Raw genomic sequence first — 24,995 nt, forward strand, 5'->3', positions numbered from 1 at the left:
GTTGTGATAAAGGTTGTCTGATTTATTGGGCAGCCTTTATTTGTATATTTTGTATTTTCCTTCAATTCTGGTCGCGGCATTACCACCAAAACAGACCCTGACCTTATTGCTTTCATCTTTTTGCATTTGCAATTTAACAACGTTATAATTGTCAATTAATCCATTTTGTTCTATCGTTAGCAGTCCTTCCGTCCACCAATCGTTTTTTATTAAATAGTAACCAAAGGCGGAATTACCGGAACCAGTAGCAGGATCTTCAAGATAGCCGAATGTGGGCGCAAAAACTCTTGTCCTGTAATCATTCCTTTTGTTTCGTGTTTCGGCAGTATATACTTCAATAATATCAATCTGACTTTTCACACAAAACCGTTTTAGTTCCTCCATATCGGAGTTTATTTTTATAATTGCTTCCAATGAAACAATGGGCACAATCAGCGTGGTTAACCCCGCATTAATAACAGATATGGGGCGTTTCGCGTCGACTTCACCCAATGTAAGTTTCAGTTGCTTTGCCAATTCTGCACTGTCAATCAAGATATTCTTGTGTTCCGGTACGGGTGACATGATGAAAACGGCATCTTCGGATTTCGTTTGATTGTAGACGGTGAGAGAACCTCTGTTGGTGTTTATTTTCAGGGTAGGAACTTCGGCCAAGAATTTATTTGTTTTGATCAGATCATACATGATTGCAATGGTTGCATGACCACAAAAATCGACTTCTCTTTCGGACGAATAGTAACGTAGATCGAATTCAAAATCATTAACTTGAGCTAGATATCCTACTTCATTGACAAAGCCTTTTAATTCTTTGGCTATTTGTTGCATCTCGGCAGTTGTTATATCTGCCAGTTCAGCCAAACGTATATACCCTGCCGGGTTTCCGGTTGAGCTTTCTGTTGCAAATGCATCAATCTTCTTAAAATTGAATTCTTTCATCCTTCTTTAGAATTGAGTTCTGTTCGTACCTCAGATATTGTCTGTGTTAGCTAATACAACAGATGTTTCCACTTGCCTGCCAGGTATCGACCAATATTTCTTCAATAATAGATTCTTTTTATTTTCCTCCACCAGATGAAAGCCGTGCTTTTCGTAAAAACTGATTGCCCATGTAGCATCTTTCCAAGTACCAATGAGTATAGGAACGCTTGCTAATTTCATTAAATGGGTCAAGAGCTTTCCGCCAATACCTTTTTGTCTGGAAGTTGTACGAACATAGGCATGGCGTATTAATATCACATCGCCTTTATATTGTATACCCATTACTCCTTTAATTTCGTCATCTTCCTCATATTTCCAAATTTCAACACCTTCTTCTATTTCATGTTTCAATTCTTCTTTTGTCATGTAAGGCTCTTTCCAGCGGTCGGCCGGGATTACTCCTTTGTACGCAACAGACGCATCATTTATTATCTCGTGTATTATCTCAAAATCATGTTTGGTACTTTTAGAAATCATATTATGATATTATGAAGTAATTAATAATCTTACTAGTAAACCGCATCAAAAATACTTTTTTTTCTTAAATGTCCTTTCTTTTTTATTGAAAATAATGATTTAATTCATTCTCTTTTGATAAACGGATAAAATAAAAGCATTACTTTTGTGAGACAAACTTCTTACAAGATGAAAAAAATAATGAATGGTGGCCGGTTTACACCTAAAAACTATCCGGATGAAATGGAAGAAAGAATCCAAAAATATAGAAAGCAAGGCATTAAACTCCCCCCTAGAAAAGTGCTGAGAACACCGGAACAGATTGAAGGGATAAAGGCTAGTGCGCTTATCAATACAGGAGTACTTGACCATGTAGCGGCACATATCCGTGAGGGAATGAGCACAGCCGAAATCGATAAGCTGGTGTATGACTATACGCTTGCTCATGGTGCCATCCCCGCTCCGCTCAACTACGAAGGGTTCCCTAAAAGTGTTTGTACTTCAATTAATGATGTAGTGTGTCACGGCATTCCATCGGAACAAGAATTTCTGAAGAACGGCGATATTGTCAATGTGGATGTTTCTACCATCTATAATGGTTATTTCTCGGATGCATCGCGCATGTTTATGATTGGCAATGTGCACCCGGCTATCAAAAGATTGGTAGATGTGACCAAAGAGTGCCTGGAAATTGGTATTCAAGCAGCGCAGCCCTGGGCCCGACTGGGTGATGTGGGTGCGGCCATTCAACAACACGCTGAAAAGAACGGTTACAGTGTGGTACGTGAGTTGTGCGGACATGGTGTTGGCATTAAGTTTCACGAAGAACCTGATGTAGAGCATTTTGGACGTAAAGGAACGGGAATGATGATTTTGCCGGGCATGACTTTTACTATTGAACCGATGATTAATATGGGTAAGTGCGATGTTTTCATTGATGAGGAAGACGGATGGACTGTTTACACAGATGATAGCATGCCGTCTGCTCAATGGGAGAAAATGATTCTGATTACGGAAACGGGCAACGAGGTGCTTACTTATTAATCGCTTACTACTTTATGGAGATTGTTTTGCTAACGGTCAACTTGGTGTTGCTGCTGGTGTTGCTTTTCCTTTTTATCGGACGCAGACAAACCAAACAGTGGGATGAACTGCAAACCGTTTTGCGTCAGCAGATGCAAGAAAACCGTGAAGAGCTAAACCGTAGCATTCGTGAGTTACGCATGGAAATAACGCAAACGTTGAGTGAAAACATTCGTCATTTGCAAGATGCCATGTATCAGAATATGCGTGCTAACGGTGAGTTGCAGGCGCAAAAATTCGATGAGCTGACCAAGCAGCAGGATAAACTGGTGACTTCCACGGAAAAGAGACTCGATGATATGCGCGTGATGGTTGAGGAAAAGCTACAAAAAACATTGAACGAACGCATTGGTCAGTCGTTTGAAATCGTTCGTTCGCAGCTCGAAAACGTGCAGAAAGGACTAGGCGAAATGCAATCGTTGGCGCAAGATGTTGGGGGCTTGAAGAAAGTACTGAGCAATGTGAAGATGCGCGGTACTTTCGGTGAAGTACAATTGGGGGCTTTGTTGGAGCAGATGTTGAGTCCGGAGCAATATGCCGTCAATGTGAAAACCAAAAAGAGTTCTACCGATTTTGTAGAGTATGCCATCAAACTTCCCGGAAAGAATGATAACGAAGAGGTGGTGTACTTACCGGTCGATGCCAAATTTCCACAGGATATTTACGAACGCTATTATGATGCTTTTGAGGCCGGAGATGCCGTAGCGATGGATGCTTGCGGCAAACAGCTGGAAACTGTCATTAAGAAAATGGCTAAAGATATTCATGAGAAGTATGTTGATCCGCCTGCCACAACTGATTTTGCTATTATGTTTTTACCTTTTGAAAACATTTACGCTGAAGTGATTCGGCGAACGGCATTGGTAGAGACTCTGCAGAAGGAATATAAGATTGTGGTTACCGGTCCTACTACCCTGGGAGCCATACTAAATAGTTTGCAGATGGGTTTCCGTACGTTGGCTATTCAGAAGCGTACCAGTGAAGTGTGGAGCGTGTTGGGTGCTGTCAAAACAGAATTTGGAAAGTTTGGTGGCATGTTGCAAAAGGTTCAAAAGAATCTGCAAAATGCAGGAGACCAACTGGAAGAGGTAATGGGAAAACGAACACGCGCCATTGAACGTAGGTTGCGGCAAGTGGAGGAACTACCCCAAGATGAAAGTCGTAAGATTCTTCCTCTGGAAGCTTTTGATGACGACGATGACGAGACAACGGAAAATCTTTAATCGGCTACATAAACTGAATCGCCCCAAAAGTTCACCAGAGCTTTTGGGGCGATTTGTTATTGATAACATGCCGTTTATTAATGTTTCAATTTCCTTTCATCATAGGCCAATGCCCAACGCAGGTAGAGAAATCCCAGCATACCCGCCACTAAAGTACCCAGAAGTACACCGAACTTAGCTTGATTTAGCAGTACTGCCTGCCCGTCTCCAAAAGATAGATTTGTGATAAACAGGGAAACGGTAAAACCGATACCGCCTAGCAAGGACACTCCCGCCGTTGTTTTCCAGGTCATACCCCTTGGCATGCCGGCAATGCCCGTTTTAACGGCAAGCCATGTGAATAGATATATACCGAAGAATTTCCCGAAAAGCAATCCGGCTGCAATGGCCCAGGTTACATCTCCTACCAACTCCCCGCTTCCGCTAAACACCACACCGGCATTGGCAAAAGCAAATAAAGGCAAGATCACAAAGTTTACTGCCAGGTGTAGGTTGTCTTCCAGTGATTGTAGGGGACTAATTACGCGGTCGGAAGCAGACTCCACCCGTTTCAGCATGGCGATTTGCCTGTTGGTAAGTACAATCTCATCTTCGTTCGTTACCGGGAACATATTAATAGTACGCCGGATGCGTTCAATGTATTTTCCTACATCCAAACGCGGACGAGCGGGGATCACGAAGGCAAGCAATACGCCTGCAATGGTACTGTGTATGCCCGATTGCAAAAAGAGATACCAGATTACAATTCCAATCAGCATGAAGAAAGTCTTGTTGGTCGACACTCTTTTACCTATGAGGAACAACATCAGCAATAAAACGGCTGCCCAAGCTAAATATCCCAGACTTACATGTTTACTGTAGAATGCTGCTATCACCATGATACCACCAATATCATCGACCACAGCAAAGGCGGTGAGGAATATTTTCAAACTTAGTGGCACTCGCTTTCCCAGTAAACTAAGTACACCAAGCGAAAAGGCGATGTCTGTTGCCATAGGAATAGCTAACCCGTGGCCTGCATCGGTATTTGCCGGACAAATAAACGTGTAAATAGCCACCGGAACAATCATTCCGCCACAGGCTGCAATGAAAGGTAACAATGCTTTGCGAACGGACGATAGCTCACCTACCAGTAGTTCACGCTTAATTTCCAATCCCACGGTCAGGAAGAAAACCGTCATCAATCCGTCGTTAATAAACTGATGCACCGTTAGGCTGTGACCATTGTGCGAAAACAGATTGAAATCACCAACCTGAAAATACAGTTGATGCGACAAGAAATCGTTGTAAACAGGAGCGAAAGAAGAATTGGCAGCAACGGCAGCCAATAACGCCATCAGAAAGAGAAATGCACTGGCTACTATATTCATGGGCACCGCAGCGCTCCACAAACGAATGGTTTTAAGAATTGAATTCAGAACTTTTTCCATATAAATCTAGATTATAAAGGGGTAACTTCGCTCAAAGCTCTGCGAACAAGTGCAGTTACCCCTTTTTGTTTTTTACTAATCGAGTTTCAGCACTGCCAGGAAGGCTTTCTGGGGAACTTCCACATTACCAATCTGCTTCATGCGCTTCTTACCCTTCTTTTGTTTCTCAAGCAATTTACGCTTACGACTGATGTCACCTCCATAACATTTAGCGGTAACATCTTTACGAACGGCTTTGATTGTTTCCCGGGAAATAATCTTGGAACCGATGGCTGCCTGAATAGCAATATCAAACTGCTGGCGCGGTATGAGTTCTTTGAGCTTTTCACACATTCGCTTGCCTAATTCGTAGGCATTATCAACGTGGGTCAGTGTTGACAAAGCATCAACCGGCTCGCTGTTGAGCAGGATGTCCATCTTAATCAGTTTGGATGGTCTGAATCCGTCGGTATGATAATCAAAGGAAGCATATCCTTTGGAGATACTCTTCAGTTTATCATAAAAATCAATCACAATCTCTCCCAAAGGCATGTTATAATGAATCTCTACCCGATTGCCCGATATGTACTCTTGCTTAATCAGCTCTCCGCGCTTTCCAAGACAAAGGGTCATAATCGGCCCGATGTAATCCGTCGTGGTAATAACCGAAGCCTTGATGTAAGGTTCTTCAATACGGTCAATCAGTGTTGGGTCGGGCATACCTCCCGGGTTGTGTATTTCGGCCATGTTGCCCTGTTTGTCGTACACCTTGTATGACACGTTGGGAACGGTGGTAATCACATTCATATCGAACTCGCGGTCCAAACGTTCCTGAACAATTTCCATGTGGAGTAAACCCAGGAATCCGCAACGGAAACCAAAACCCAAAGCCAAAGAAGACTCCGGCTGGAAGGTAAGCGAGGCATCGTTGAGCTGTAATTTCTCTAAGGAGGCACGCAAATCTTCAAAATCTTCGGCTTCAATGGGGTAAACGCCGGCAAAGACCATAGGCTTCACCTCTTCGAATCCTGAAATGCCCTTGCTGCAAGGACGTGCAATGTGGGTAATGGTATCACCTACTTTTACTTCTTTTGAAGTCTTTATTCCCGAAATAATATAACCTACATCGCCTGTGCGAAGTTCTTTCCGGGGTACCATATCCATTTTTAGAACCCCAATTTCATCGGCCATGTATTCTTTTCCGGTATTGAAAAACTTCACTTTATCTCCCGTGCGAATCACACCGTTTGTAATTTTGAAGTAGGCAATGATACCGCGAAACGAGTTGAATACAGAGTCGAAAATCAAGGCCTGTAGCGGTGCTTCTTCATCACCCACCGGACAAGGAATACGTTCAATGACGGCAGCCAGTATTTCTTCTATTCCCATACCGGTTTTACCCGACGCACGAATAATCTCTTCGCGTTTGCATCCCAGCAACTCAACTATCTCATCTTCCACTTCTTCGGGCATGGCACTGGCCATATCGCATTTGTTGATGATGGGAATGATTTCCAGGTCGTGCTCAATGGCCATGTAAAGGTTGGAAATGGTTTGCGCCTGAACTCCTTGCGAAGCGTCGACAATCAGCAAAGCTCCTTCACAAGCGGCAATGGAACGGGATACCTCGTAAGAAAAGTCTACGTGTCCCGGAGTATCAATCAAGTTGAGAATATATTTTTCGCCATTATACATATATTCCATCTGAATGGCATGACTTTTAATGGTGATGCCCCTCTCCTTTTCCAGGTCCATATCGTCGAGCATCTGCCCTCCCGTAACCTGAATGGTTTTGGTGAATTCCAGCAAGCGGTCGGCCAGCGTTGACTTACCGTGGTCTATATGAGCAATGATACAAAAGTTTCGAATATTCTTCATGTTGGATATTTAACTTTAATTTAGTGTGCAAAGATACATAAAGGGAAGAATAAAAAAAAGTGTACCTATCACATATCGTAATGTAATGGCACACTTTTTTTGCATTTTATGTGTTTGCAGTAAGTTTGTTCTTACTTTAGTTTTGCAAACAGTTCTCCATCGACTTCAGAGGTCGAAATTTTGTCTTCTCTCAACAACCATCCAAGACCCAAATAAAGGTCTTTATCCACTAGTTTAGTGGCCTTTTTTAGCTGTTTGGCTGTGAGCCCTTCGCTTTCGCTTAGCGCATTCCAGATTTTTCCGGCTGTTTCGCCTGCTTTTTCTTTTAACATTCTTCTAGAGTTTTGGTTAGACATTCTTTTCAGTGAACTGGCAATCAATTCACTACGTATGTTTGCAAATATATATAAATTATATGTTTTACAACACAAAAAGCCGACTTTATTTTACTTTTTCAAGGTATTCGGCCCAAATGCAGGCTGCTTCCTCAACCATTTTAACGCAAGGTCTTTTGGCATAGTATTGTTCTGTGCGCTCTTCGGGAGTCGATACAACCGGAGTTTGGGGCTTTAGTCCCAGCAATTCGGCACAGATTAGCGAACCGTTTCTCTTACGAAATTCGGCGGCCAGCTCTTGTACCAAAGCATAATTGACTGCTTTTCCTTCACGATCACCGGCTACCACGCTCCCTTTTTCTAGTCCGGCTAAGATAAACATACCACAGGCTGCACCGCAGGTTTCACGCATGCGTCCTATTCCTCCCCCGAAGGAGGCCGACATACGCAGGGCCTGTTCTTCGGTAAATCCGTACATGTCGGCAAAAGCCGCCACGACAGACTGAGAGCAGTTGTAGCCGTTTTTAAACAGTTCAACTGCTCTTTCAATTCTTTTTTGCATTTCTTCCATGTTTCAAATTACACTATTTCGAGCATCATGGGGCAGTGGTCCGAGTGAACGGCATCTCCCAAGATGCGTGCTTCTTTTAGGTCTGGTTGCAGATTGGCGGTAACCATACAGTAATCAATACGCCATCCTTTGTTTTTTGAGCGTGAGTTGAAACGATAGCTCCACCAGGTATATTCTTGTTTCTGGGGGTACAGATGCCGGAAGGTGTCAATGTATCCATCGGCTAAAAAACGTGTCATCCATTCGCGCTCTTCGGGTAAGAAACCGCTGTTGGTTGCATTGCGCACCGGGTCGTGAATGTCAATGGGCTCGTGGCAAATGTTGTAGTCTCCGCAAAGAATCAGCTTGGGACGTTCCTTGCGCAGTTGGTTAACGTACTTTTGAAACGCTTCCAGCCAGATCATCTTAAAATCTTGCCGCTCATCACCACTGGTACCCGAAGGGTGGTACACGCTGACAACCGACAAATCGCCAAAGTCGGCACGGATGAAACGCCCTTCGCGGTCGTACTCCTCCAGTCCCATGCCATACTCCACGTGGTCGGGTTCACGACGTGTTAAAATGGCCACTCCGCTGTATCCTTTCTTTTCTGCCGAAAAAAGATACGCTTTATAACCCAGCGCTTCAAATTCAGAAGCAGGATACTGATCGGGTTGCAGCTTGGTTTCCTGAAGGCAAAGCACATCGGGGCTTTCTTGCTCCAGCCAGTTTGGCAGTCCTTTGCTTGCTGCGGCTCTCAGGCCGTTAACGTTGTATGTAATGATCTTCATAATCTATGAAAAAAGTAACATGATATTTAATATAGATACGATAACTGCAATGCTGTAAAGCACAAAAGTACTCCAACGGCTATTCACATATTTACCCATCACACGGGGCGAGGAAGTGAGTCCCACTTGCAGGAAAACGGTAAACGGCAACTGAATGCTCAGAATCATTTGCGAAATAATAAGTCCCTTGAACGGATCACCAATGAAAAAGATAAGCAGCAGAGCCACACCGAGCGATAGCAATACACCTACCTGTGAATGGCTGTCTTTGATGTGGTATGATTCGCCGAATATGCCCGAAAAAATAGAGCCCGCCGCCATACCGCTGGTAATGGTCGAGGAGATACCTGCCATGAGCAATGCCAAAGCAAATACCATGGCGGCATTATTACCCAAAAGCGGTTCCAATAAAGACTTTGCCTGTTGCAATTCTTCAACTTGTATACCACTTTTAAAGAAAGTGGCTGCTGCCAGCAGAATCATAGCACTGTTGATGGCCCATCCCACAATCATGGAGAAGAGTGTGTCAAACAGCTCATATTTCAACACTTTACGAATGGAGTTATCGTCTTTTTTATTGTATTCGTGACTTTGTATGACCTCCGAATGCAGAAACAGGTTATGAGGCATGACCACAGCACCCAATACGCTCATAATGATGAGCATACTTCCTTTCGGGAAAGAGGGTGTTACCCACCCTGCGGTAGCGGCAGGCCAGTCAATTTCGACCAGAAATAATTCATAGATGAATGAAAGTCCGATAACGGATACAAAGGCGATAATGGAACGTTCAATCTTTTTATATGAATTGGTGAAAAGCATCAATAGAACAAAGAGTGTGGTGAGTATGGCACCCCAGAGTATGGGGATGTCAAACAGCATTTCCAGAGCAATGGCTCCTCCCAGAATTTCGGCCAGCGAGGTGGAGATGGAGGCCAGCACGGCAGTGCCCAATATAGGGCGGGATATCCATTTGGGAGTGTATTGGGTGGCAGCTTCCGACAAGCATAAGCCGGTTACAATGCCCAAGTGGGCTACGTTGTGCTGCAAAATAATCAACATAATGGTTGAGAGGGTTACTACCCATAACAGTGAATAGCCGAATTCGGAACCGGCAGCAAAGTTTGATGCCCAGTTGCCCGGGTCGATAAAACCTACCGTCACGAGTAGTCCCGGACCTATGTATCTGAAAATATCAAGACCACCCAAATAACGCTTGTGGTCTTTCCGTTTTAAATCTTTTAAATAGTTCTTCATATTTTCATCTGTTTGTGCAAAGATAATGTTTTAAAACAATTATTCTTGTTCATGGTTCAATTATAACGGTGCATTTTGGTGGTGTTTCGGTAGTATCTAAAAATGGGTTTTGTTGAAGTAATGCTATACTTTAATGCATACTGTATGTTTCCTTTTTTGATGGTTTACAAACTTCGTATACACCCGGGTGTATGGAACGTGTACACCCGGATCTACAAGTTGTGTAAATGGGGGTGTATAACTGTTGTACACCCGGGTGTACAACGATTTTGTTCACGTGCAAATCAATAGATTAAAACCGCCATTTTGTCTATATAATGCTTATTGATAATTACCTAAATGTGTAATGAATGATTTATAAAAACAGGTGTGACACTTGGTGATACTTGGTGATACTTTTTTTGAGCAAGTATCACACCTTAACAACTTGACTTTCAGCGCATTGCAAGGTTGGTGATACTTGGTGATACTTTTTTTCATAACTTTTATGTAGCGAAACGACGGAAACGGAAATACCCCAAAAGCCATTTCAATAGCCTTTGGGGTATTATAAAAACCGGCAAAGTAAATGTATTGCTGATTACTCTTCGTCCTCAGCCGGCTTCAAGTTGGTATATACGTTCTGAACGTCTTCATCATCTTCGAGGCGTTCAACCATTTTTTCAATCGTTGCACGTTGTTCGGCATTCAGTTCTTTTTCATCTGTGGGGATGCGCGTGAATTCCGAACTTTTAATTTCGTATTGGTTTTCTTCCAGGTATTTTTGAATCAGATTGAATGACTGGAATTCACCGTAGATAGTCAACTCTTCGCCATCATCATCTACGTCTTCATCTACTCCGAAATCAATCAGTTCCAAGATAAGGTCTTCTACAGACATTCCTTCTTTCTTGGCGATGGTAAATACGGATTTGTGACTGAACATGAAGTCCAAGCTGCCCGATGTACCCAAAGTACCGCCAAATTTATTGAAAACGCTGCGAACGTTGGCAACGGTGCGAGTCGTGTTATCGGTTGCTGTTTCCACCAAAACTGCAATACCAAAGGGTCCGTAACCTTCGTACACCATTTCTTTGTAGTCCTTCTGGTCTTTACCCATTGCATTTTTGATAGCACGCTCTACGTTATCTTTGGGCATGTTCTCGCGTTTGGCATTGGCTACAACCGCTCTCAGGTGAGGATTGTTTTCAATATCCGGACCACCGGCTTTCACCGCAATGGCTATTTGTTTTCCTATTCTGGTAAATGTACGGGCCATGTTGCCCCATCTCTTCATTTTAGTGGCTTTTCTGTATTCAAATGCTCTTCCCATTGGTGTAATTTTTAAGCCTGTCTCTATGAGGAAGGCAGGCATTTGTTATTTATTTTATTATTAATTCTTATCTCAGGCGTGCACCTAGCTTGTCTTCCAGATTCTTAATGAGTTTGCTCATGACCTTATCGATGGTCTTGTCATTCAGCGTCTGATTCTCATCTTGAAGCAAGAAGCTGACTGCGTATGATTTCTTTCCGGCATCCAGGTTTTTACCTTCGTACACATCAAAAAGAGAGACTTCCTTCAGTAGCTTCTTCTCTGTATCATAAGCTATCTTTTCTATTTCGGCAAAGGTTACCGAGCGGTCAATCAACAAAGCTAAATCTCTTTTCACAGCGGGGAACTTCGACAATTCGGTATAGCTTACTTTTACTGATTTGATGGCTTTCATCAACTCTTTCCAGTTAAGGTCAGCATAATACACTTCATTGTCGATGTCGAATGCCTTCAACAGTTTTTTGGTTACCACACCAAAGACGGCCAATCGCTTGCCTCCGCGTGTGTTCACAGAAAGTGCAGAAGTAAATACGTCATCGGCAAGGTTACCGATAACCAAATTCTGTGGGTTTAATCCCAAACGAAGGAGTACGTTTTCAACGTATGCTTTCAGTTCGTAAACGGAACTGTTCTCGTCGGCGTGTGCCCATGAGCCCGATACTTTTTTACCAGTTACCCACATGCCCAGGTGATAGTCTTCCGAATAAGGCGCAAGTACTTTCTCCGCATTCTTTTTCTCGGCATTGAAATAGTAACAATTACCAAACTCAAAGAATTTCAGGTCGGCATTCTTACGATTTGCATTGTGCGCAATGCTTTCCAAACCACCAAACAAAAGTGTTTGACGCATTGCATTCAAATCGGCACTTAGCGGATTGAGCAGCATCACCAAATTATCTGCGGGGAAAGTAGGGAGTTCATTATAATAAGCAGCACGTGTCAGTGAGTTGTTCAATATTTCATTGAATCCGCAACCAACCAACTGTTCTGCTATCAAATTCTGTAACTTGTTCGACTTGTCGGCTTCTCCTTTGGTGGTGAGGCTCGACTTCAGCGTACTGGGAATTTCAACGTTGTTGTATCCGTAAATGCGCAGAATGTCTTCAATTACGTCAACATCGCGTTGCACATCTACCCTGTAAGGAGGTACGGCAAGTACCAATCCCTCTTCTGTTTCCGAAGTGATCTTCATCTCCAGACTGAGAACGATGCTCTTTATCTTGTCTGTCGGAATCACTTTTCCAATCAGCGTGTTTACTTTGTCGTATGATAGATTCACCATGAAATCTGCCGCAGGTGTTGCACACACATCTTTGATTTCAGATGAAACGGTTCCTCCCGCCAACTCTTTCACCATAAGTGCAGCCAGTTTCAGGCAGTAAAGTGTAATATTGGGATCGATACCTCTTTCAAAGCGGAACGATGCATCTGTATTCAACCCGTGACGACGAGCGGTTTTACGCACCCATGTGGGATGGAAGTAAGCACTCTCGAGGAAGATGTCGGTCGTAGTTTCCGTTGATCCTGATTCCAGTCCGCCAAAAACTCCGGCAATGCACATCGCCTCTTCGCTGTTGCAAATCATCAGATCCTTATCGGCCAGTTTGCGTTCTACTCCGTCAAGGGTAACAAAAGGAGTTTCGTTCGGCATGGTTTTTACGACCACGCGGTTTCCTTTAATCTTTGACGCATCAAAGCAGTGCAACGGTTGCCCAAAGGCGTGAACAATATAATTGGTAATATCTACTACGTTGTTGATGGGGCGGATACCGATGATGCGCAGTTTATCTTGCAACCATTCGGGGCTTTCCTTAACGGTAACTCCTTTGATGGATACACCAGCGTAACGCGGACAAGCTTCTGTATTCTCTACCTGAACATCTATATCCAGATCGTGATTATCCACCTTGAACTCATCTACCGAAGGGCGTTTCAATGTAGCTTCGAAACCATTGCTAAGCAAGTAAGCGTACAAATCTCTTGCCACACCGTAATGAGAGCAGGCATCGGCTCGGTTGGGGGTGATATCCACTTCGAGCACATAGTCGCTTTTGATGTTGTAATAGTCTTTGGCCAGTGTACCGGGAACAGCGTCGGCGGGCAATACAATGATGCCGTCATGAGAAGTACCGATACCTATTTCGTCTTCAGCGCAAATCATACCGTTTGATTCAACGCCGCGTATTTTTGATTTCTTGATGGTAAAACTTTCCTCGCCGCTATAAAGAACGGTGCCCAAGGTAGCAACAACAACTTTTTGTCCGGCAGCCACATTGGCGGCACCGCACACAATCTGAGAAGGTTCACCGCTACCCAGGTTAACAGTAGTTACGTGTAGATGGTCTGAATTGGGATGCTCTTCACATGTCAGCACTTCGCCGATAACCAAGCCTTCCAATCCGCCTTTAATGGTTTGCATTTCTTCTACTCCTCCGGTTTCAAGGCCGATTGAGGTTAATGCAGCGGCAACTTCGTCGGGAGTTAAATTAAAGTCGACATACTCTTTCAGCCAATTATAAGAGATATTCATATCATTAGTATTTTATTATTTTCAAAAACGACACGCAAAGTTAATAAGATTTTTTGGTTGTCAGATTATTATGCTTATGAAAATCGTGTCATCCTTTTATAAGCCATAGCATAAATGCCAATAACAAGGAAGCAAATAAGTGGTACAATAAAGCCAATTGCCATGTTGTTTTCTCCAATCAACCCCATCAGAACAGGGGCAACAGCTCCACCTACGATGGCCATAATCAGGAACGAAGAGGCTCTTTTGGTGTGATGTCCTAACCGCACAATGGACAAAGCAAACAGGGTTGGGAACATGATCGATTCGAAAAGGTAGCAGATGAATAGTCCGCCAACCGACAGCCATCCCCAATTACCTATCACAATAACCATGCACACAGAAGCGCCCACCGCAAAGTAGAACAATAACTTCTCCGCCCGCACCAGATTCATCAGCCAGCTTCCCAGAAAACGTCCCAGCATGAAAAGTCCCATTCCTCCAAAAGAAAGTAACAGGGCTGCGGTGGCATTGTTAACCTGTAAATAGCTCTCGGTTACATAATTGATAAAGAAACTATTGATACCTGTTTGTGCGGCAACGTAGCAAAACAAAGCTATTACACCCCATAAAAAATGGGCGTGCTGCCACAAGCCTTTATTCAGAACAGCGGCATCAGTCGAGGGTTCTTCTTCTTTTATCTCGGGCAACCGAATGCGCATAAAAAAGAAAGCGACTAGTAACACGACACTTCCTATGATGATGTAGGGAATAGACACGTCGGCATTGGTAGAGAACAAAGCCATACCTCCCACCAAGGGACCAAGTATCCAACCCAATCCGTTGAATGACTGAGCCAGGTTTAGTCGGCTGGCACCATACTTTAAATCGCCCAATACGGTGATGTAGGGATTAGCGGCTGTTTCCAGACAAGTAAGTCCGCAACCGATAATGAAAAGAGAGAAAAGGAAAAACTCAAAAGACATGAGCCGGCTGCCGGGTATAAACAAAAAAGCTCCAATGGCATAAAGCAACAGTCCCAATACCACTCCCTTGCGATAGCCGTATCGTTTAATAATGTATCCTGCCGGTAGTGCCATAAGGAAATAACCTCCGTAAACCACTGCCTGAATCAATGCCGATTTGGCTTTCGAAATAACCAGCACTTCCTGAAAGTGCTTATTCAGTACATCGAGTATGCTATGCGCAAATCCCCACAGAAAGAAAAGCGAGGTGACTAATACAAAAGGCCAGAAGTATGAGATACCTTCTTTGGTTCTTACTATTTTCATGGTGTTTTGTTTTATGAACGTGATATTTGCAATCCTTTGTTGGAAAGATCCATGCGTACAAAACGGGCACGGGCATTGGGTGGATTGTTGGTTAATATTTCTTTGATTCTTGCGGCTGCTTCAACGTCTTTGGCTACCATATAGAGGTATCCGCCACCTCCTGCACCGGGAAGCTTGTAACCGAGTGTGTAATCTTTAATCCGGTCGATAATCGCTTCAACGGAAGGGGGATTGGTTCCGCTGTCAAGGGCTTTGTTTTGCATCCACGATTTGCCCACTAGTGTGGCGTACCGATTAAAATGACCTCGTTGAACGGCTTCGGCCATGTCGAGTGCATGTGCTTTCATTTCGGCTAGCAGACTAAGATGTGCCGATGAATTGAGGAACATGGAACTCACTATCTCTCCTAAAATGCCTTTGGCTGTGCGGGTTATGCCCGTATAGTACAGCAAATGACATTCTTTGAAACCCGGTTCACTAAAGAGGTAGTCGGGTAACCAGCGAACCTGTGGCGATTGATTGAAACCATCTTCCGTTTGCAGTAGTTTGATGCCGTGCAACACCCCACCGTACTGGTCTTGCCAACCACCACCGGTAGTAAGTAACTGTTCGAGCACAAGTGTGCGGCGACAAATTTCGTTCTTATCCCAGGCTAATCCGCAGAAGTCATTTACAGCCCCCAATACGGTAGAAGCTAAGATGGAACTCGTCCCTAAACCCGAACCGGCAGGTATGGCAGCCAGCAAAGTAATTTCCAGTCCGGCTCCAAATGCTTCCAACTGCTCGTTCAGTGTGCCGTAATGTTCAGCAAAGAAATCGGGATGAAAGCCGGCCAGTACCAAGGCAGCTTTGGGAATGGAGAAGGGGGAGCCGACTTTCTTATATTGGCTTAACTCCTCATACGTTTTGATGATTTCCATTGCTCCCATATCAATGGAACGCAATATAATGTGGTGCTCGTTGCAAGGTTTGATATACACCTGTAACGGTGGCTGTCCGTTTAGCTCAATGGCCAGGTTCACTACATTTCCTCCCGAATACAAAGAGTAAGGAGGTGTATCGGTCCACCCGCCGGCTACGTCAATGCGTACCGGACTGCGTCCCCACACAATCTGATCTGAGTATACGTTGAGTTGCGGAAGGCTTTTCTGATTGCTTATTTCTCCTAATAAACCATCACGCAGCAATTCAAATGCCTTGAGTTTTTCCGCTTCGCCATCAGTTCCTTTCCGGCTGTTGATGCGTGAGCGAAGCATGTGATTATGTATTCTCGACATGAGTTGAGCTTCTTCGGGAAGTTCATCGGGCGCATCGAGATCTAAGCGTACAAACTCATCGGCAGCATGTTGAAGATCAAGCTGGTAGAACACACTTTTTTCATAATTGTGTGCCAGACTTACCCAGTTTTGACGGGTAAACTCTTCACGTTGTGCATACAGGCGTTTGAGGTTGGCTTGGGATGCAATTTCATCGGCAGATAGTCGCGTGGCATGTTTCCAAATTTCTTTGCCTGCTTCCAGCCGGGCTTCGGATACCATCCAGCGGAGCACCTGTCCCATTTCTTCCACGTTAGTAACGACAGGAAATATTCCGGCCGCTTGCAAATCGTTTGTGTTTGTACCGTTAAAATCTTCCAAAGTGAGATTTCTTTCAGACATCCATTGGGTGAAAGGTTTCTCTAGGAAATGAGTATCTGTAGCTGTCAGACTTCCCCTGAAAGCATCGTTCATGCCGTAAGGACGCACTGCCCACTCCTTATCGCCAACCGGAACAATGTCTACACAAACACCTTCGGGCAGGGTTATTGTCCACTGGTTAACCGGTACTCCGGTAATGATGTGCCGACTGGAAAGTTGCCAGCCTTGAGGTACATAGCTATTTTCAATCCATAAATCGGCATTGACCGCAGTCAGGTCTACCGGCGTGCAGGAGTTTTGAATAAACATAGCCGGGTTGGGCTTGATCTTACGATGTATGATGCGGCGTTGATCATATACTTTATTTTGAAGTGAGAGTGTGGATGAAATGAGTTCACGACTGGTGCCGTAGTGATAAAACTCCCCTCCTTGCAAAGGTAGAATGGCGACTGACAATTCGTTAAGTTCCGGGTCGGGCAGTAAAGGATGATTGCCCAATGCCAACCCAAACTCCGAATATAAATCGTAATAAGTAAGGTCGGCAGAGTCTTTTTTACGAGACTTCTGCATCAATAGCCTGATGGCCTTGTCACTCAGCAGCCACACCCCAATATCCATAAGAAAGATGTGTGTTTTAGATAATTCTTCGAGCTTGCCCAGCGTTGGTTTCTGAATCATAAAATCGAGTTCGGCAGGGTTATTTCGTTCCGAAACATATACTCCGTGATGTGTGGCGAGCGAAGGATCTACCCAAAGCCCGTAGCATACAACGTCGGCTTCGGGAATAGGCTGTAACGGCTTGTCAGAGCGGATGTACACATCACCACTGGCAATGAGCGTGTGCAGCGATTGCGGTGCTTGAGATAAAATACGTTCGTAAAGCGGAAGCTGCAAAGACAAAAGATTCTGATTCAGTTTCTGTCCGCGTTCCCAACGAAAAACGGGTATAGGCGTAAGTATTTTCCCCGAAGGAGCATATCCCGGCAAACGCCGGCTTTGTCCGCCTGCATGCAATAAAATGCGTTTATCACTTCTCAACCATTCATCGAAAGACAAGTTATTGCCTTTGTTTCGGTAGCAAGATTCCAACAACCAGGTGGTTCCCCCACCCGATCCGAGCTTGGATCCTACCGGATCCGAAGTACAAAACCATTCGTCGGTAGTAATTTGCTCTAACTCATAAAAATAGTCCACCAAATTAGACGGTACAGATAGTAATTTTTGCATTTTATTCATGTTATCAGATTCTGTAATGTATGAGCGTTAAAAAGGGAGCGGTCCGTCGTTTCCATTGCTTCCGAACGGATTTTCCGGAAACGGTACCCCTTCTGTTGGCGGAGGCGGTATGGCTCCGGCATGGTTGCGGTTTATCTTTGAACCCAGTACGGCTCCCGAGTCAGGTGTCGGAATAATCATATCATCATCCGGATTCTGGAAGCGGGCAAACTCTCCTTTGAATCGTAGCAACACATCACCGGTGGCACCGTTACGATGCTTGGCTATAATGATTTCGGCCATACCACGGAGGTCGTTACCTCGGTCATCTTCATATATCTTATAGTACTCGGGGCGGTGAATGAAACATACCATATCGGCATCCTGCTCAATGGCTCCCGACTCACGAAGGTCGCTCAATTGAGGTCGTTTACCTTCAATACCTTCACGGCTTTCAACACCACGGTTCAACTGTGACAAGGCAATGATGGGAATGTTCAGTTCTTTGGCTAGTCCTTTGAGCGAACGTGAAATGGTACTTACCTCTTCCTGGCGACTGCCGTATGACATTCCACTGGCATTCATCAACTGAAGGTAGTCAATAATGATGACTCTCACTCCGTGTTCTCTTACCAAACGACGCGCTTTGGTACGCAGTTCAAATACCGAAAGAGACGGAGTATCATCTACATACAAAGGGGCATCAATCAAATCCTTCAACTTATAATCGAGTTGCTGCCATTCGTAAGGCGCCAGCTGACCGCTTTTGATTTTCTCACCCGGAATTTCGCAAACGTTCACAATCAAACGGTTTACCAGCTGTACGTTACTCATTTCAAGCGAGAACAAGGCTACGGGGTGACGGAAGTTAACGGCAATGTTACGAGCCATGGAAAGTACAAAGGCTGTTTTACCCATGGCGGGACGGGCAGCGATAATGATCAAGTCGGAATTTTGCCAGCCCGAAGTCATCTTGTCGAGTTTAGAGAATCCACTTTCCAAACCACTTAAACCGTCGGTACGGGCGGCTGCTTTCTGTAAGAGATCATACGCTTCGGCAATAACCGGATTGATCTGGGTATAATCTTTCTTCATGTTTCGTTGAGAAATCTCAAAGAGCTTACCTTCCGCCTCCTGCATCAAATCATCAACATCGAGTGTTTCATCAAATGCTTTCGATTCAATGTCGCTACTGAAACTAATCAACTCGCGAGCTAAGTATTTTTGCGCAATAATACGAGCATGGTATTCAATGTGTGCCGAAGAAGCAACCTTGCTACTCAGTTGGGTGATATAAAACGGTCCGCCTACCTCATCAATATCTCCGCGTTTACGAAGTTGCTCAGTTACGGTAAGGATGTCGACAGGCTTTTGCTGAACGGCCAAATCGGTAATAGCTGAATAAATTAATTGGTGTCTGTGTTCGTAAAACGATTCGGGACGTAAAATTTCACTAACCTGGGCATAAGCATCTTTTTCTATCATTAAAGCCCCCAACACGGCTTCTTCCAGTTCGGGTGCCTGAGGTTGTAGTCTGCCATAATCACTGACAGGCTGGGGTGATCGGGTTTTGGTAGTACGGGTGTTTCTCTTTGCTTCAGCCATTTTATCGTTAATTATATCGTTGTTATTTAATTTTAGAGCTTACAAAGTTAGTCATTGAATTCAAAATAAAAACTTCTGCCTATTAAATATTTCTATTATGTAATTTAATCATAACTTTGTGCACTGTTTAATACGTAAAACTCATGATTACTTTCCCTAATTCGAAGATAAACATAGGATTGAATATAGTAGAAAAGCGGGTTGACGGATATCATAATCTGGAGACGGTTTTCTACCCCATCCCACTACAAGATGCACTTGAAATTGTTCCTGCTCCGGCACAGGAGAACGGTTTTCGCTTCACTGCATCGGGCGTTGACATAGAAGGTGATCCGGATACTAATTTGGTTGTGAAGGCATACAAACTACTATCAGCTGCCTATCAACTGCCTCCTATTGATATTTATTTGCATAAAAACATCCCCACCGGCGCCGGATTAGGTGGAGGCTCGTCTGATGCAGCATTTATGTTGAAGCTTCTCAATGAGGCTTTTAGCCTAAACCTACAGACTGAAGAGCTGGAGATATATGCAGGAAAATTGGGAGCCGACTGTCCCTTCTTTATTCGCAATACACCGGTTTATGCCGAAGGCACTGGAAATTGGTTCTCTCCTGTCAGTCTGTCATTGAAGGGTTATAAACTGATATTAGTTAAACCTCGTGTATTTGTTTCAACCAAAGATGCTTTTTCTAGGATCATCCCTATCAAACCGCCGGTATCAGTGAAAGAGATTGTAGCTACTCCCATTACGGAATGGAAAGAACTACTGAAAAATGACTTTGAAACAAGCGTTTTTGCACTTTACCCCGAGATTGCACAGATAAAGGAAGAACTGTACGCACGCGAAGCAATTTATGCATCAATGAGTGGATCGGGAGCTTCGGTATACGGATTGTTCAATGCCGAGCAACAAGTAAATACCAATGTATTCGGTAATTGCTTTGTATACGAAACGTTGCTTGATTAAACGGTCACATATTCAGGTAATAATCGCGGGTTAAAGCGATATATTCTTCGCTGTATTGGTGGCGACTTATCTCGGTAAGCAAGGTTTCATTGTCGCAAGGTTGTTGTGTAAACGAGAAGGTGACTACTACTCTTTTGGGGTTACTGCCCGGTTTGGTTAATACCAATAAACAGCGTATGGGGTATAAATGGTGCTTGCCGGCAAGTGTTACCAAATCAGCATACACGTCGAACGGAGCAATCATTGTAAATTCACCTGTTGATTCCATGCATAGTGCAACTCCCTTGAAAAGATCTTCGTAAGTAAGTTCATCCGTATGCCGCGCTGTGGTGCGCTTTTTATCCGGACTTTTCAGTGAATCAATAAAATAGGGAGGATTGCAAACAATGGTATCATATAGTGCGCCTGCCTGATAGCTGGTGAAGTCGTGTTGCTCTACCGCAATGCGATGTGCCCAAGGAGATTTTTCGGCATTCTCTTTGGCTTGCATAACAGCATCTGCATCAATATCTATTGCGGTAATTAGAGCATCGGAACGCTGAGCAAGCATCAGAGATACCAAACCGGTACCGGTACCCACATCTAATATGCGTTTAGAATGTGTCACACGGGTCCACGCACCCAATAAAACTCCATCGGTACCTACTTTCATGCCACATTTGTCATGCCATACCGTAAATTGCTTAAACTGAAAATATGAATTGGACATTGCTTTCAACAATCTATATGTTTTGCAAAATTAAATAAATATTTGAAGAGTAATAAAGACCTTTTCAGATATTTGGCATTGTTTTTGTTCCTTTATAACTGCTTTATTTCATATTATTAAAAAATAAATTAACTTTGCAGCCGCTTTATTTCCATGAAGAGGACATTATTAAAAACTAGAAATATACGAAAAATGAATGATTTTATATACAGTTCAGAAACTGACCAGCAGGATGATGAAGTCTTTTCTTTCTTGACAGATTATCAAGATGATGAGAAGGTTTCTGAGATGAAATTTGACTTAGATGCGATGCCTGTTCTTCCGCTTCGGAATCTGGCTTTATTTCCACATGTACTGATGCCGGTACACGTGGGTAGACCCTCTTCCTTGAAACTAATCAGAGAGGCTTATAAGAAGAAGAAAGAAGTAGCTCTGTTCTCTCAAAAACAAGCAGAAACCGAATTCCCTGAAAAAGATGATTTACATAAATATGGCACTATAGCCAAGATACTTCGTATATTGGAAATGCCTGATAATAACGTGACCGTTATTTTTCAAGGTTTGGTACGTTGCGAACTAAAACAAATTGTTCAAGATGCTCCTTACATCAAAGCGGAAGTAGAACTTGCCAGAGAAGATCGTCCGGAAAAGGATGATAAGAACTTTCAGGTTTTGGCTGATACTTGTAAAGAATATGCTATTACCTTGCTTAAATTGTCCGAACTGAAAGATGAAGCAACTTTTGCCATTCGGAATATTCCGAATGCAACGGCTTCTATTAATTTTATCAGTAACAATATATCGCTTTCTGTTAAGCAAAAAAATGAGCTTTTAAGTTGTTCTTCTATTTTGGATCGTGGACAGCTTTTACTGCGTATGTTATCGACAGAACTGCAAATGGCAGAAATCAAGGCAAACATACAGATGCGGGCTAAGGAAGATATTGATCAGCAACAGCGTGAGTATTTCTTGCAACAACAAATTAAAACCATTCAAGATGAATTGGGCGGCAGTGCTCAGGAACAGGAAATAGAAGAACTCCGTGAGAAATCTTTAAAAATGAAATGGTCTGCCGAAGTTCAGGAAGTTTTCAATAAGGAACTGGCCAAACTAGAAAGAACGCACTCACAATCACCCGATTACAATGTACAACTTAGTTATTTACAAACTATGTTGGGACTTCCGTGGGGTGTGTACACTACCGATAGTCTGAACTTGAAGAATGCCGAGAAGGTATTGAATAAAGATCACTACGGACTAGAGAAAGTGAAGGAACGTATCTTAGAGCATCTGGCGGTTCTGCAACTTAAAAACGATATGAAATCGCCCATTATCTGTCTTTACGGCCCTCCGGGGGTTGGTAAAACGTCTTTGGGTAAATCAATAGCTGCAGCTTTGAAAAGGAAATACATCAGAATGTCTTTGGGTGGCGTACATGATGAAGCAGAGATTCGTGGACACCGTAAAACGTACATCGGCGCTATGCCGGGACGTATCATCAAGGGGTTAGCTAAAGCTGGCTCTTCCAATCCGGTATTCATTCTTGATGAAATAGACAAACTTAGTTCGGATCGTCAGGGAGATCCTTCTTCTGCTTTACTTGAAGTTTTGGATCCCGAACAAAATAATACATTCCACGATAACTACCTGGATATTGACTATGATCTTTCTAAGGTTATGTTTATTGCTACTGCCAATAACTTGAATTCAATACCGGCTCCGCTACTTGATCGTATGGAACTAATTGAGGTAAGCGGTTATATAACTGAAGAAAAAGTGGAAATTGCAAAGAAGCACTTGGTTCCTAAGGAAATGGAAGCTAACGGGATCAATAAGCACGATATCAAATTTGCTAAGAAGACGCTTGAGGCAATGGTGGAGTCGTATACGCGTGAAAGTGGTGTACGTGAACTAGAAAAGAAAATAAATAAGATATTCAGAAAGCTGGCACGCGAATATGCTACTGATGGATTCTTTAGTCGCAAGGAAATCAAACCTGAGGATTTGTATTACTTTCTGGGACTACCTGAATACAATCGTGATAAATATCAGGGCAATGAGTATGCCGGTGTTGTTACCGGATTAGCGTGGACAGCTGTTGGCGGTGAAATCTTGTTTGTGGAAACAAGTTTAAGCAAGGGAAAAGGTGGCCGACTGACGTTGACGGGTAACTTGGGTGATGTAATGAAAGAGTCGGCCATGCTGGCTTTGGAGTACATCAAGGCTCATGCCGCAATGTTGCAGATTGAAGATGAGATCTTCGAAAATTGGAATATACACGTGCACGTACCTGAAGGTGCCATTCCTAAAGATGGACCTTCTGCCGGTATTACTATGGCTACTTCTATTGCATCTGCATTAACGCAACGCAAGGTAAAAGCCAACATTGCCATGACCGGTGAAATTACACTTAGAGGAAAAGTGCTTCCTGTAGGTGGAATTAAAGAGAAAATATTGGCAGCTAAGCGTGCTGGTATTAAGGAAATCATCATGAGTGCAGAGAATAAGAAAAACATAGAAGACATTCAGGATATATATTTAAAGGGACTGGAGTTTCATTATGTAAATGATATAAAGGAAGTTTTTGCGCTGGCTTTGAGTGAGGAAAAGGTGGCAGATGCTATCGACTTTACTATAAAGAAAACAACAACGAAAGAATGAAATTCGAGTTACAATATACTGATTCAAAAAGCAATGCCCGTGCCGGATTGATTACAACTGATCACGGGCAAATTGAAACTCCTATTTTCATGCCGGTTGGTACCCTTGGCTCTGTAAAAGGAGTACATCAAACAGAACTGAAAGAGGATATTAAAGCGCAGATTATACTGGGTAATACATATCACTTATATCTGAGACCGGGATTGGATGTTTTGGAAAAAGCGGGCGGTTTACATAAATTCAACGGCTTTGATCGTCCCATGCTAACAGATAGTGGTGGCTTTCAGGTGTTTTCTTTGGCGGGAATTCGTAAGCTTAGAGAAGAAGGTGCCGAGTTTCGATCTCACATTGATGGAAGTAAGCATGTGTTCACTCCGGAAAAGGTTATGGATATTGAACGAATTATCGGGGCAGATATCATGATGGCTTTTGACGAATGCCCTCCGGGAGATTCTGATTATGAATACGCTAAAAAGTCAATGGGACTTACGCATCGTTGGCTCGACAGATGTATTAAACGCTTCAATGAAACAGAACCTAAATACGGATATAGTCAATCTTTGTTCCCTATTGTACAAGGTTGTGTTTATCCTGATTTGAGAAAGCAGTCGGCTGAATTTATCGCATCGAAAAATGCAGATGGTAATGCTATTGGCGGATTGGCAGTGGGTGAACCGGTTGATAAGATGTACGAGATGATTGAACTGGTTAACGAAATACTGCCTACTGATAAACCACGTTATTTAATGGGAGTAGGAACTCCCGTTAATATTTTGGAAGGTATAGAAAGAGGAGTTGATATGTTTGATTGTGTAATGCCTACGCGAAACGGACGAAATGGCATGATTTTCACCAAAGACGGCATAATGAATATGAGGAACAAAAAGTGGGAAACAGATTTTTCTCCTATTGAAGCCGATGGTGCATCTTATGTAGATACCCTTTACAGCAAAGCTTATCTGCGTCACTTATTTCATGCTCAGGAACTTTTGGCCATGCAAATAGCTTCTATACACAATCTGGCATTCTATTTATGGTTGGCAGGCGAAGCACGTAAACATATAATTGCCGGTGATTTTTCGATCTGGAAGCCAATGATGGTTAAACGTGTTTCAACAAGATTGTAA

At 43.3% G+C, this 24,995-nt stretch carries 19 protein-coding genes; 5 read left to right on the forward strand and 14 right to left on the reverse strand.

Going from position 1 to position 24,995, the window contains the following annotated elements:
- Positions 1–36: 36 nt before the first annotated feature.
- Both ACKPCE_RS12045 and ACKPCE_RS12050 read right to left on the reverse strand, forming a co-directional pair.
- Positions 37–936, reverse strand: coding sequence for a PhzF family protein (locus ACKPCE_RS12045; RefSeq protein ID WP_319505366.1), 900 nt, complete (start codon positions 934–936; stop codon positions 37–39).
- Positions 937–966: 30 nt separating this feature from the next.
- The gene (locus ACKPCE_RS12050; RefSeq protein WP_319505367.1) at positions 967–1,455 is read right to left on the reverse strand and encodes a GNAT family N-acetyltransferase; all 489 of its coding nucleotides are present in this window, start codon (positions 1,453–1,455) and stop codon (positions 967–969) included.
- A 168-nt stretch (positions 1,456–1,623) separates the two neighbouring features.
- On the opposite strand from ACKPCE_RS12050, the gene map reads away from it, so the two are divergent.
- Both map and ACKPCE_RS12060 read left to right on the forward strand, forming a co-directional pair.
- Positions 1,624–2,478 carry a type I methionyl aminopeptidase gene (gene map / locus ACKPCE_RS12055; RefSeq protein WP_024995587.1) on the forward strand — a complete coding sequence of 285 codons (855 nt, stop codon included), beginning with the start codon at positions 1,624–1,626 and terminating at the stop codon, positions 2,476–2,478.
- 14 nt (positions 2,479–2,492) lie between these two features.
- The gene (locus tag ACKPCE_RS12060; protein ID WP_319505963.1) at positions 2,493–3,740 is read left to right on the forward strand and encodes a DNA recombination protein RmuC; all 1,248 of its coding nucleotides are present in this window, start codon (positions 2,493–2,495) and stop codon (positions 3,738–3,740) included.
- A 77-nt stretch (positions 3,741–3,817) separates the two neighbouring features.
- Here ACKPCE_RS12060 and nhaA read toward each other — a convergent pair whose 3' ends face one another.
- The 11 genes from nhaA to dnaB all read right to left on the reverse strand — a co-directional run bounded on the left by nhaA (position 3,818) and on the right by dnaB (position 19,530).
- Positions 3,818–5,170: a Na+/H+ antiporter NhaA gene (nhaA, locus tag ACKPCE_RS12065; protein WP_407654971.1), complete on the reverse strand. Its 1,353-nt coding sequence runs from the start codon at positions 5,168–5,170 to the stop codon at positions 3,818–3,820.
- A 75-nt stretch (positions 5,171–5,245) separates the two neighbouring features.
- Positions 5,246–7,027 (reverse strand): translation elongation factor 4, encoded by a 1,782-nt coding sequence (gene lepA / locus ACKPCE_RS12070; RefSeq protein WP_276994169.1) that lies wholly within the window; start codon positions 7,025–7,027, stop codon positions 5,246–5,248.
- Between the two features lie 131 nt (positions 7,028–7,158).
- Positions 7,159–7,359 carry a winged helix-turn-helix domain-containing protein gene (locus tag ACKPCE_RS12075; protein ID WP_319505368.1) on the reverse strand — a complete coding sequence of 67 codons (201 nt, stop codon included), beginning with the start codon at positions 7,357–7,359 and terminating at the stop codon, positions 7,159–7,161.
- A 109-nt stretch (positions 7,360–7,468) separates the two neighbouring features.
- Positions 7,469–7,924: a C-GCAxxG-C-C family protein gene (locus tag ACKPCE_RS12080; RefSeq protein ID WP_319505369.1), complete on the reverse strand. Its 456-nt coding sequence runs from the start codon at positions 7,922–7,924 to the stop codon at positions 7,469–7,471.
- A gap of 17 nt (positions 7,925–7,941) precedes the next feature.
- Positions 7,942–8,703 carry an exodeoxyribonuclease III gene (locus tag ACKPCE_RS12085; RefSeq protein ID WP_024995593.1) on the reverse strand — a complete coding sequence of 254 codons (762 nt, stop codon included), beginning with the start codon at positions 8,701–8,703 and terminating at the stop codon, positions 7,942–7,944.
- A gap of 3 nt (positions 8,704–8,706) precedes the next feature.
- Positions 8,707–9,960 (reverse strand): Nramp family divalent metal transporter, encoded by a 1,254-nt coding sequence (locus tag ACKPCE_RS12090; protein WP_276994173.1) that lies wholly within the window; start codon positions 9,958–9,960, stop codon positions 8,707–8,709.
- A gap of 580 nt (positions 9,961–10,540) precedes the next feature.
- A complete protein-coding gene (locus ACKPCE_RS12095) occupies positions 10,541–11,272 on the reverse strand; it encodes a YebC/PmpR family DNA-binding transcriptional regulator (RefSeq protein ID WP_319505370.1) in 732 nt (243 codons plus the stop codon).
- A gap of 67 nt (positions 11,273–11,339) precedes the next feature.
- Positions 11,340–13,802 (reverse strand): phenylalanine--tRNA ligase subunit beta, encoded by a 2,463-nt coding sequence (pheT, locus tag ACKPCE_RS12100; protein WP_319505371.1) that lies wholly within the window; start codon positions 13,800–13,802, stop codon positions 11,340–11,342.
- Between the two features lie 74 nt (positions 13,803–13,876).
- Entirely contained in the window at positions 13,877–15,073 is a 1,197-nt protein-coding gene (locus ACKPCE_RS12105) for a sugar MFS transporter (protein WP_319505372.1), read from the reverse strand.
- Between the two features lie 11 nt (positions 15,074–15,084).
- Positions 15,085–17,937 carry a bifunctional fucokinase/fucose-1-phosphate guanylyltransferase gene (locus ACKPCE_RS12110; protein WP_319505373.1) on the reverse strand — a complete coding sequence of 951 codons (2,853 nt, stop codon included), beginning with the start codon at positions 17,935–17,937 and terminating at the stop codon, positions 15,085–15,087.
- A 36-nt stretch (positions 17,938–17,973) separates the two neighbouring features.
- Positions 17,974–19,530: a replicative DNA helicase gene (gene dnaB, locus ACKPCE_RS12115; RefSeq protein WP_024995599.1), complete on the reverse strand. Its 1,557-nt coding sequence runs from the start codon at positions 19,528–19,530 to the stop codon at positions 17,974–17,976.
- Positions 19,531–19,673: 143 nt separating this feature from the next.
- Here dnaB and ispE point away from each other — a divergent pair, with 143 nt between their 5' ends.
- Complete coding sequence (ispE, locus tag ACKPCE_RS12120) at positions 19,674–20,498, forward strand: 4-(cytidine 5'-diphospho)-2-C-methyl-D-erythritol kinase (RefSeq protein WP_319505374.1); 825 nt, start codon at positions 19,674–19,676, stop codon at positions 20,496–20,498.
- Positions 20,499–20,502: 4 nt separating this feature from the next.
- Here ispE and ACKPCE_RS12125 read toward each other — a convergent pair whose 3' ends face one another.
- Positions 20,503–21,207: a tRNA1(Val) (adenine(37)-N6)-methyltransferase gene (locus tag ACKPCE_RS12125; RefSeq protein ID WP_319505375.1), complete on the reverse strand. Its 705-nt coding sequence runs from the start codon at positions 21,205–21,207 to the stop codon at positions 20,503–20,505.
- Between the two features lie 192 nt (positions 21,208–21,399).
- On the opposite strand from ACKPCE_RS12125, the gene lon reads away from it, so the two are divergent.
- Both lon and tgt read left to right on the forward strand, forming a co-directional pair.
- Entirely contained in the window at positions 21,400–23,868 is a 2,469-nt protein-coding gene (gene lon / locus ACKPCE_RS12130) for an endopeptidase La (protein WP_308764416.1), read from the forward strand.
- Entirely contained in the window at positions 23,865–24,995 is a 1,131-nt protein-coding gene (tgt, locus tag ACKPCE_RS12135; RefSeq protein WP_277638330.1) for a tRNA guanosine(34) transglycosylase Tgt, read from the forward strand. The genes lon and tgt overlap by 4 nt, the downstream gene beginning before the upstream one ends.

The organism is Bacteroides graminisolvens (genome assembly GCF_963666085.1).
Classification (GTDB): Bacteria; Bacteroidota; Bacteroidia; order Bacteroidales; family Bacteroidaceae; genus Bacteroides; species Bacteroides graminisolvens.

Excerpts from the sequence above, each read along its gene's own strand:
- ACKPCE_RS12045 (WP_319505366.1), bottom strand. The coding sequence starts at position 936 with ATGAAAGAATTCAATTTTAAGAAGATTGATGCATTTGCAACAGAAAGC.
- ACKPCE_RS12050 (WP_319505367.1), bottom strand. The coding sequence starts at position 1,455 with ATGATTTCTAAAAGTACCAAACATGATTTTGAGATAATACACGAGATA.
- map (WP_024995587.1), top strand. The coding sequence starts at position 1,624 with ATGAAAAAAATAATGAATGGTGGCCGGTTTACACCTAAAAACTATCCG.
- ACKPCE_RS12060 (WP_319505963.1), top strand. The coding sequence starts at position 2,493 with ATGGAGATTGTTTTGCTAACGGTCAACTTGGTGTTGCTGCTGGTGTTG.
- nhaA (WP_407654971.1), bottom strand. The coding sequence starts at position 5,170 with ATGGAAAAAGTTCTGAATTCAATTCTTAAAACCATTCGTTTGTGGAGC.
- lepA (WP_276994169.1), bottom strand. The coding sequence starts at position 7,027 with ATGAAGAATATTCGAAACTTTTGTATCATTGCTCATATAGACCACGGT.
- ACKPCE_RS12075 (WP_319505368.1), bottom strand. The coding sequence starts at position 7,359 with ATGTTAAAAGAAAAAGCAGGCGAAACAGCCGGAAAAATCTGGAATGCG.
- ACKPCE_RS12080 (WP_319505369.1), bottom strand. The coding sequence starts at position 7,924 with ATGCAAAAAAGAATTGAAAGAGCAGTTGAACTGTTTAAAAACGGCTAC.
- ACKPCE_RS12085 (WP_024995593.1), bottom strand. The coding sequence starts at position 8,703 with ATGAAGATCATTACATACAACGTTAACGGCCTGAGAGCCGCAGCAAGC.
- ACKPCE_RS12090 (WP_276994173.1), bottom strand. The coding sequence starts at position 9,960 with ATGAAGAACTATTTAAAAGATTTAAAACGGAAAGACCACAAGCGTTAT.
- ACKPCE_RS12095 (WP_319505370.1), bottom strand. The coding sequence starts at position 11,272 with ATGGGAAGAGCATTTGAATACAGAAAAGCCACTAAAATGAAGAGATGG.
- pheT (WP_319505371.1), bottom strand. The coding sequence starts at position 13,802 with ATGAATATCTCTTATAATTGGCTGAAAGAGTATGTCGACTTTAATTTA.
- ACKPCE_RS12105 (WP_319505372.1), bottom strand. The coding sequence starts at position 15,073 with ATGAAAATAGTAAGAACCAAAGAAGGTATCTCATACTTCTGGCCTTTT.
- ACKPCE_RS12110 (WP_319505373.1), bottom strand. The coding sequence starts at position 17,937 with ATGCAAAAATTACTATCTGTACCGTCTAATTTGGTGGACTATTTTTAT.
- dnaB (WP_024995599.1), bottom strand. The coding sequence starts at position 19,530 with ATGGCTGAAGCAAAGAGAAACACCCGTACTACCAAAACCCGATCACCC.
- ispE (WP_319505374.1), top strand. The coding sequence starts at position 19,674 with ATGATTACTTTCCCTAATTCGAAGATAAACATAGGATTGAATATAGTA.
- ACKPCE_RS12125 (WP_319505375.1), bottom strand. The coding sequence starts at position 21,207 with ATGTCCAATTCATATTTTCAGTTTAAGCAATTTACGGTATGGCATGAC.
- lon (WP_308764416.1), top strand. The coding sequence starts at position 21,400 with ATGAATGATTTTATATACAGTTCAGAAACTGACCAGCAGGATGATGAA.
- tgt (WP_277638330.1), top strand. The coding sequence starts at position 23,865 with ATGAAATTCGAGTTACAATATACTGATTCAAAAAGCAATGCCCGTGCC.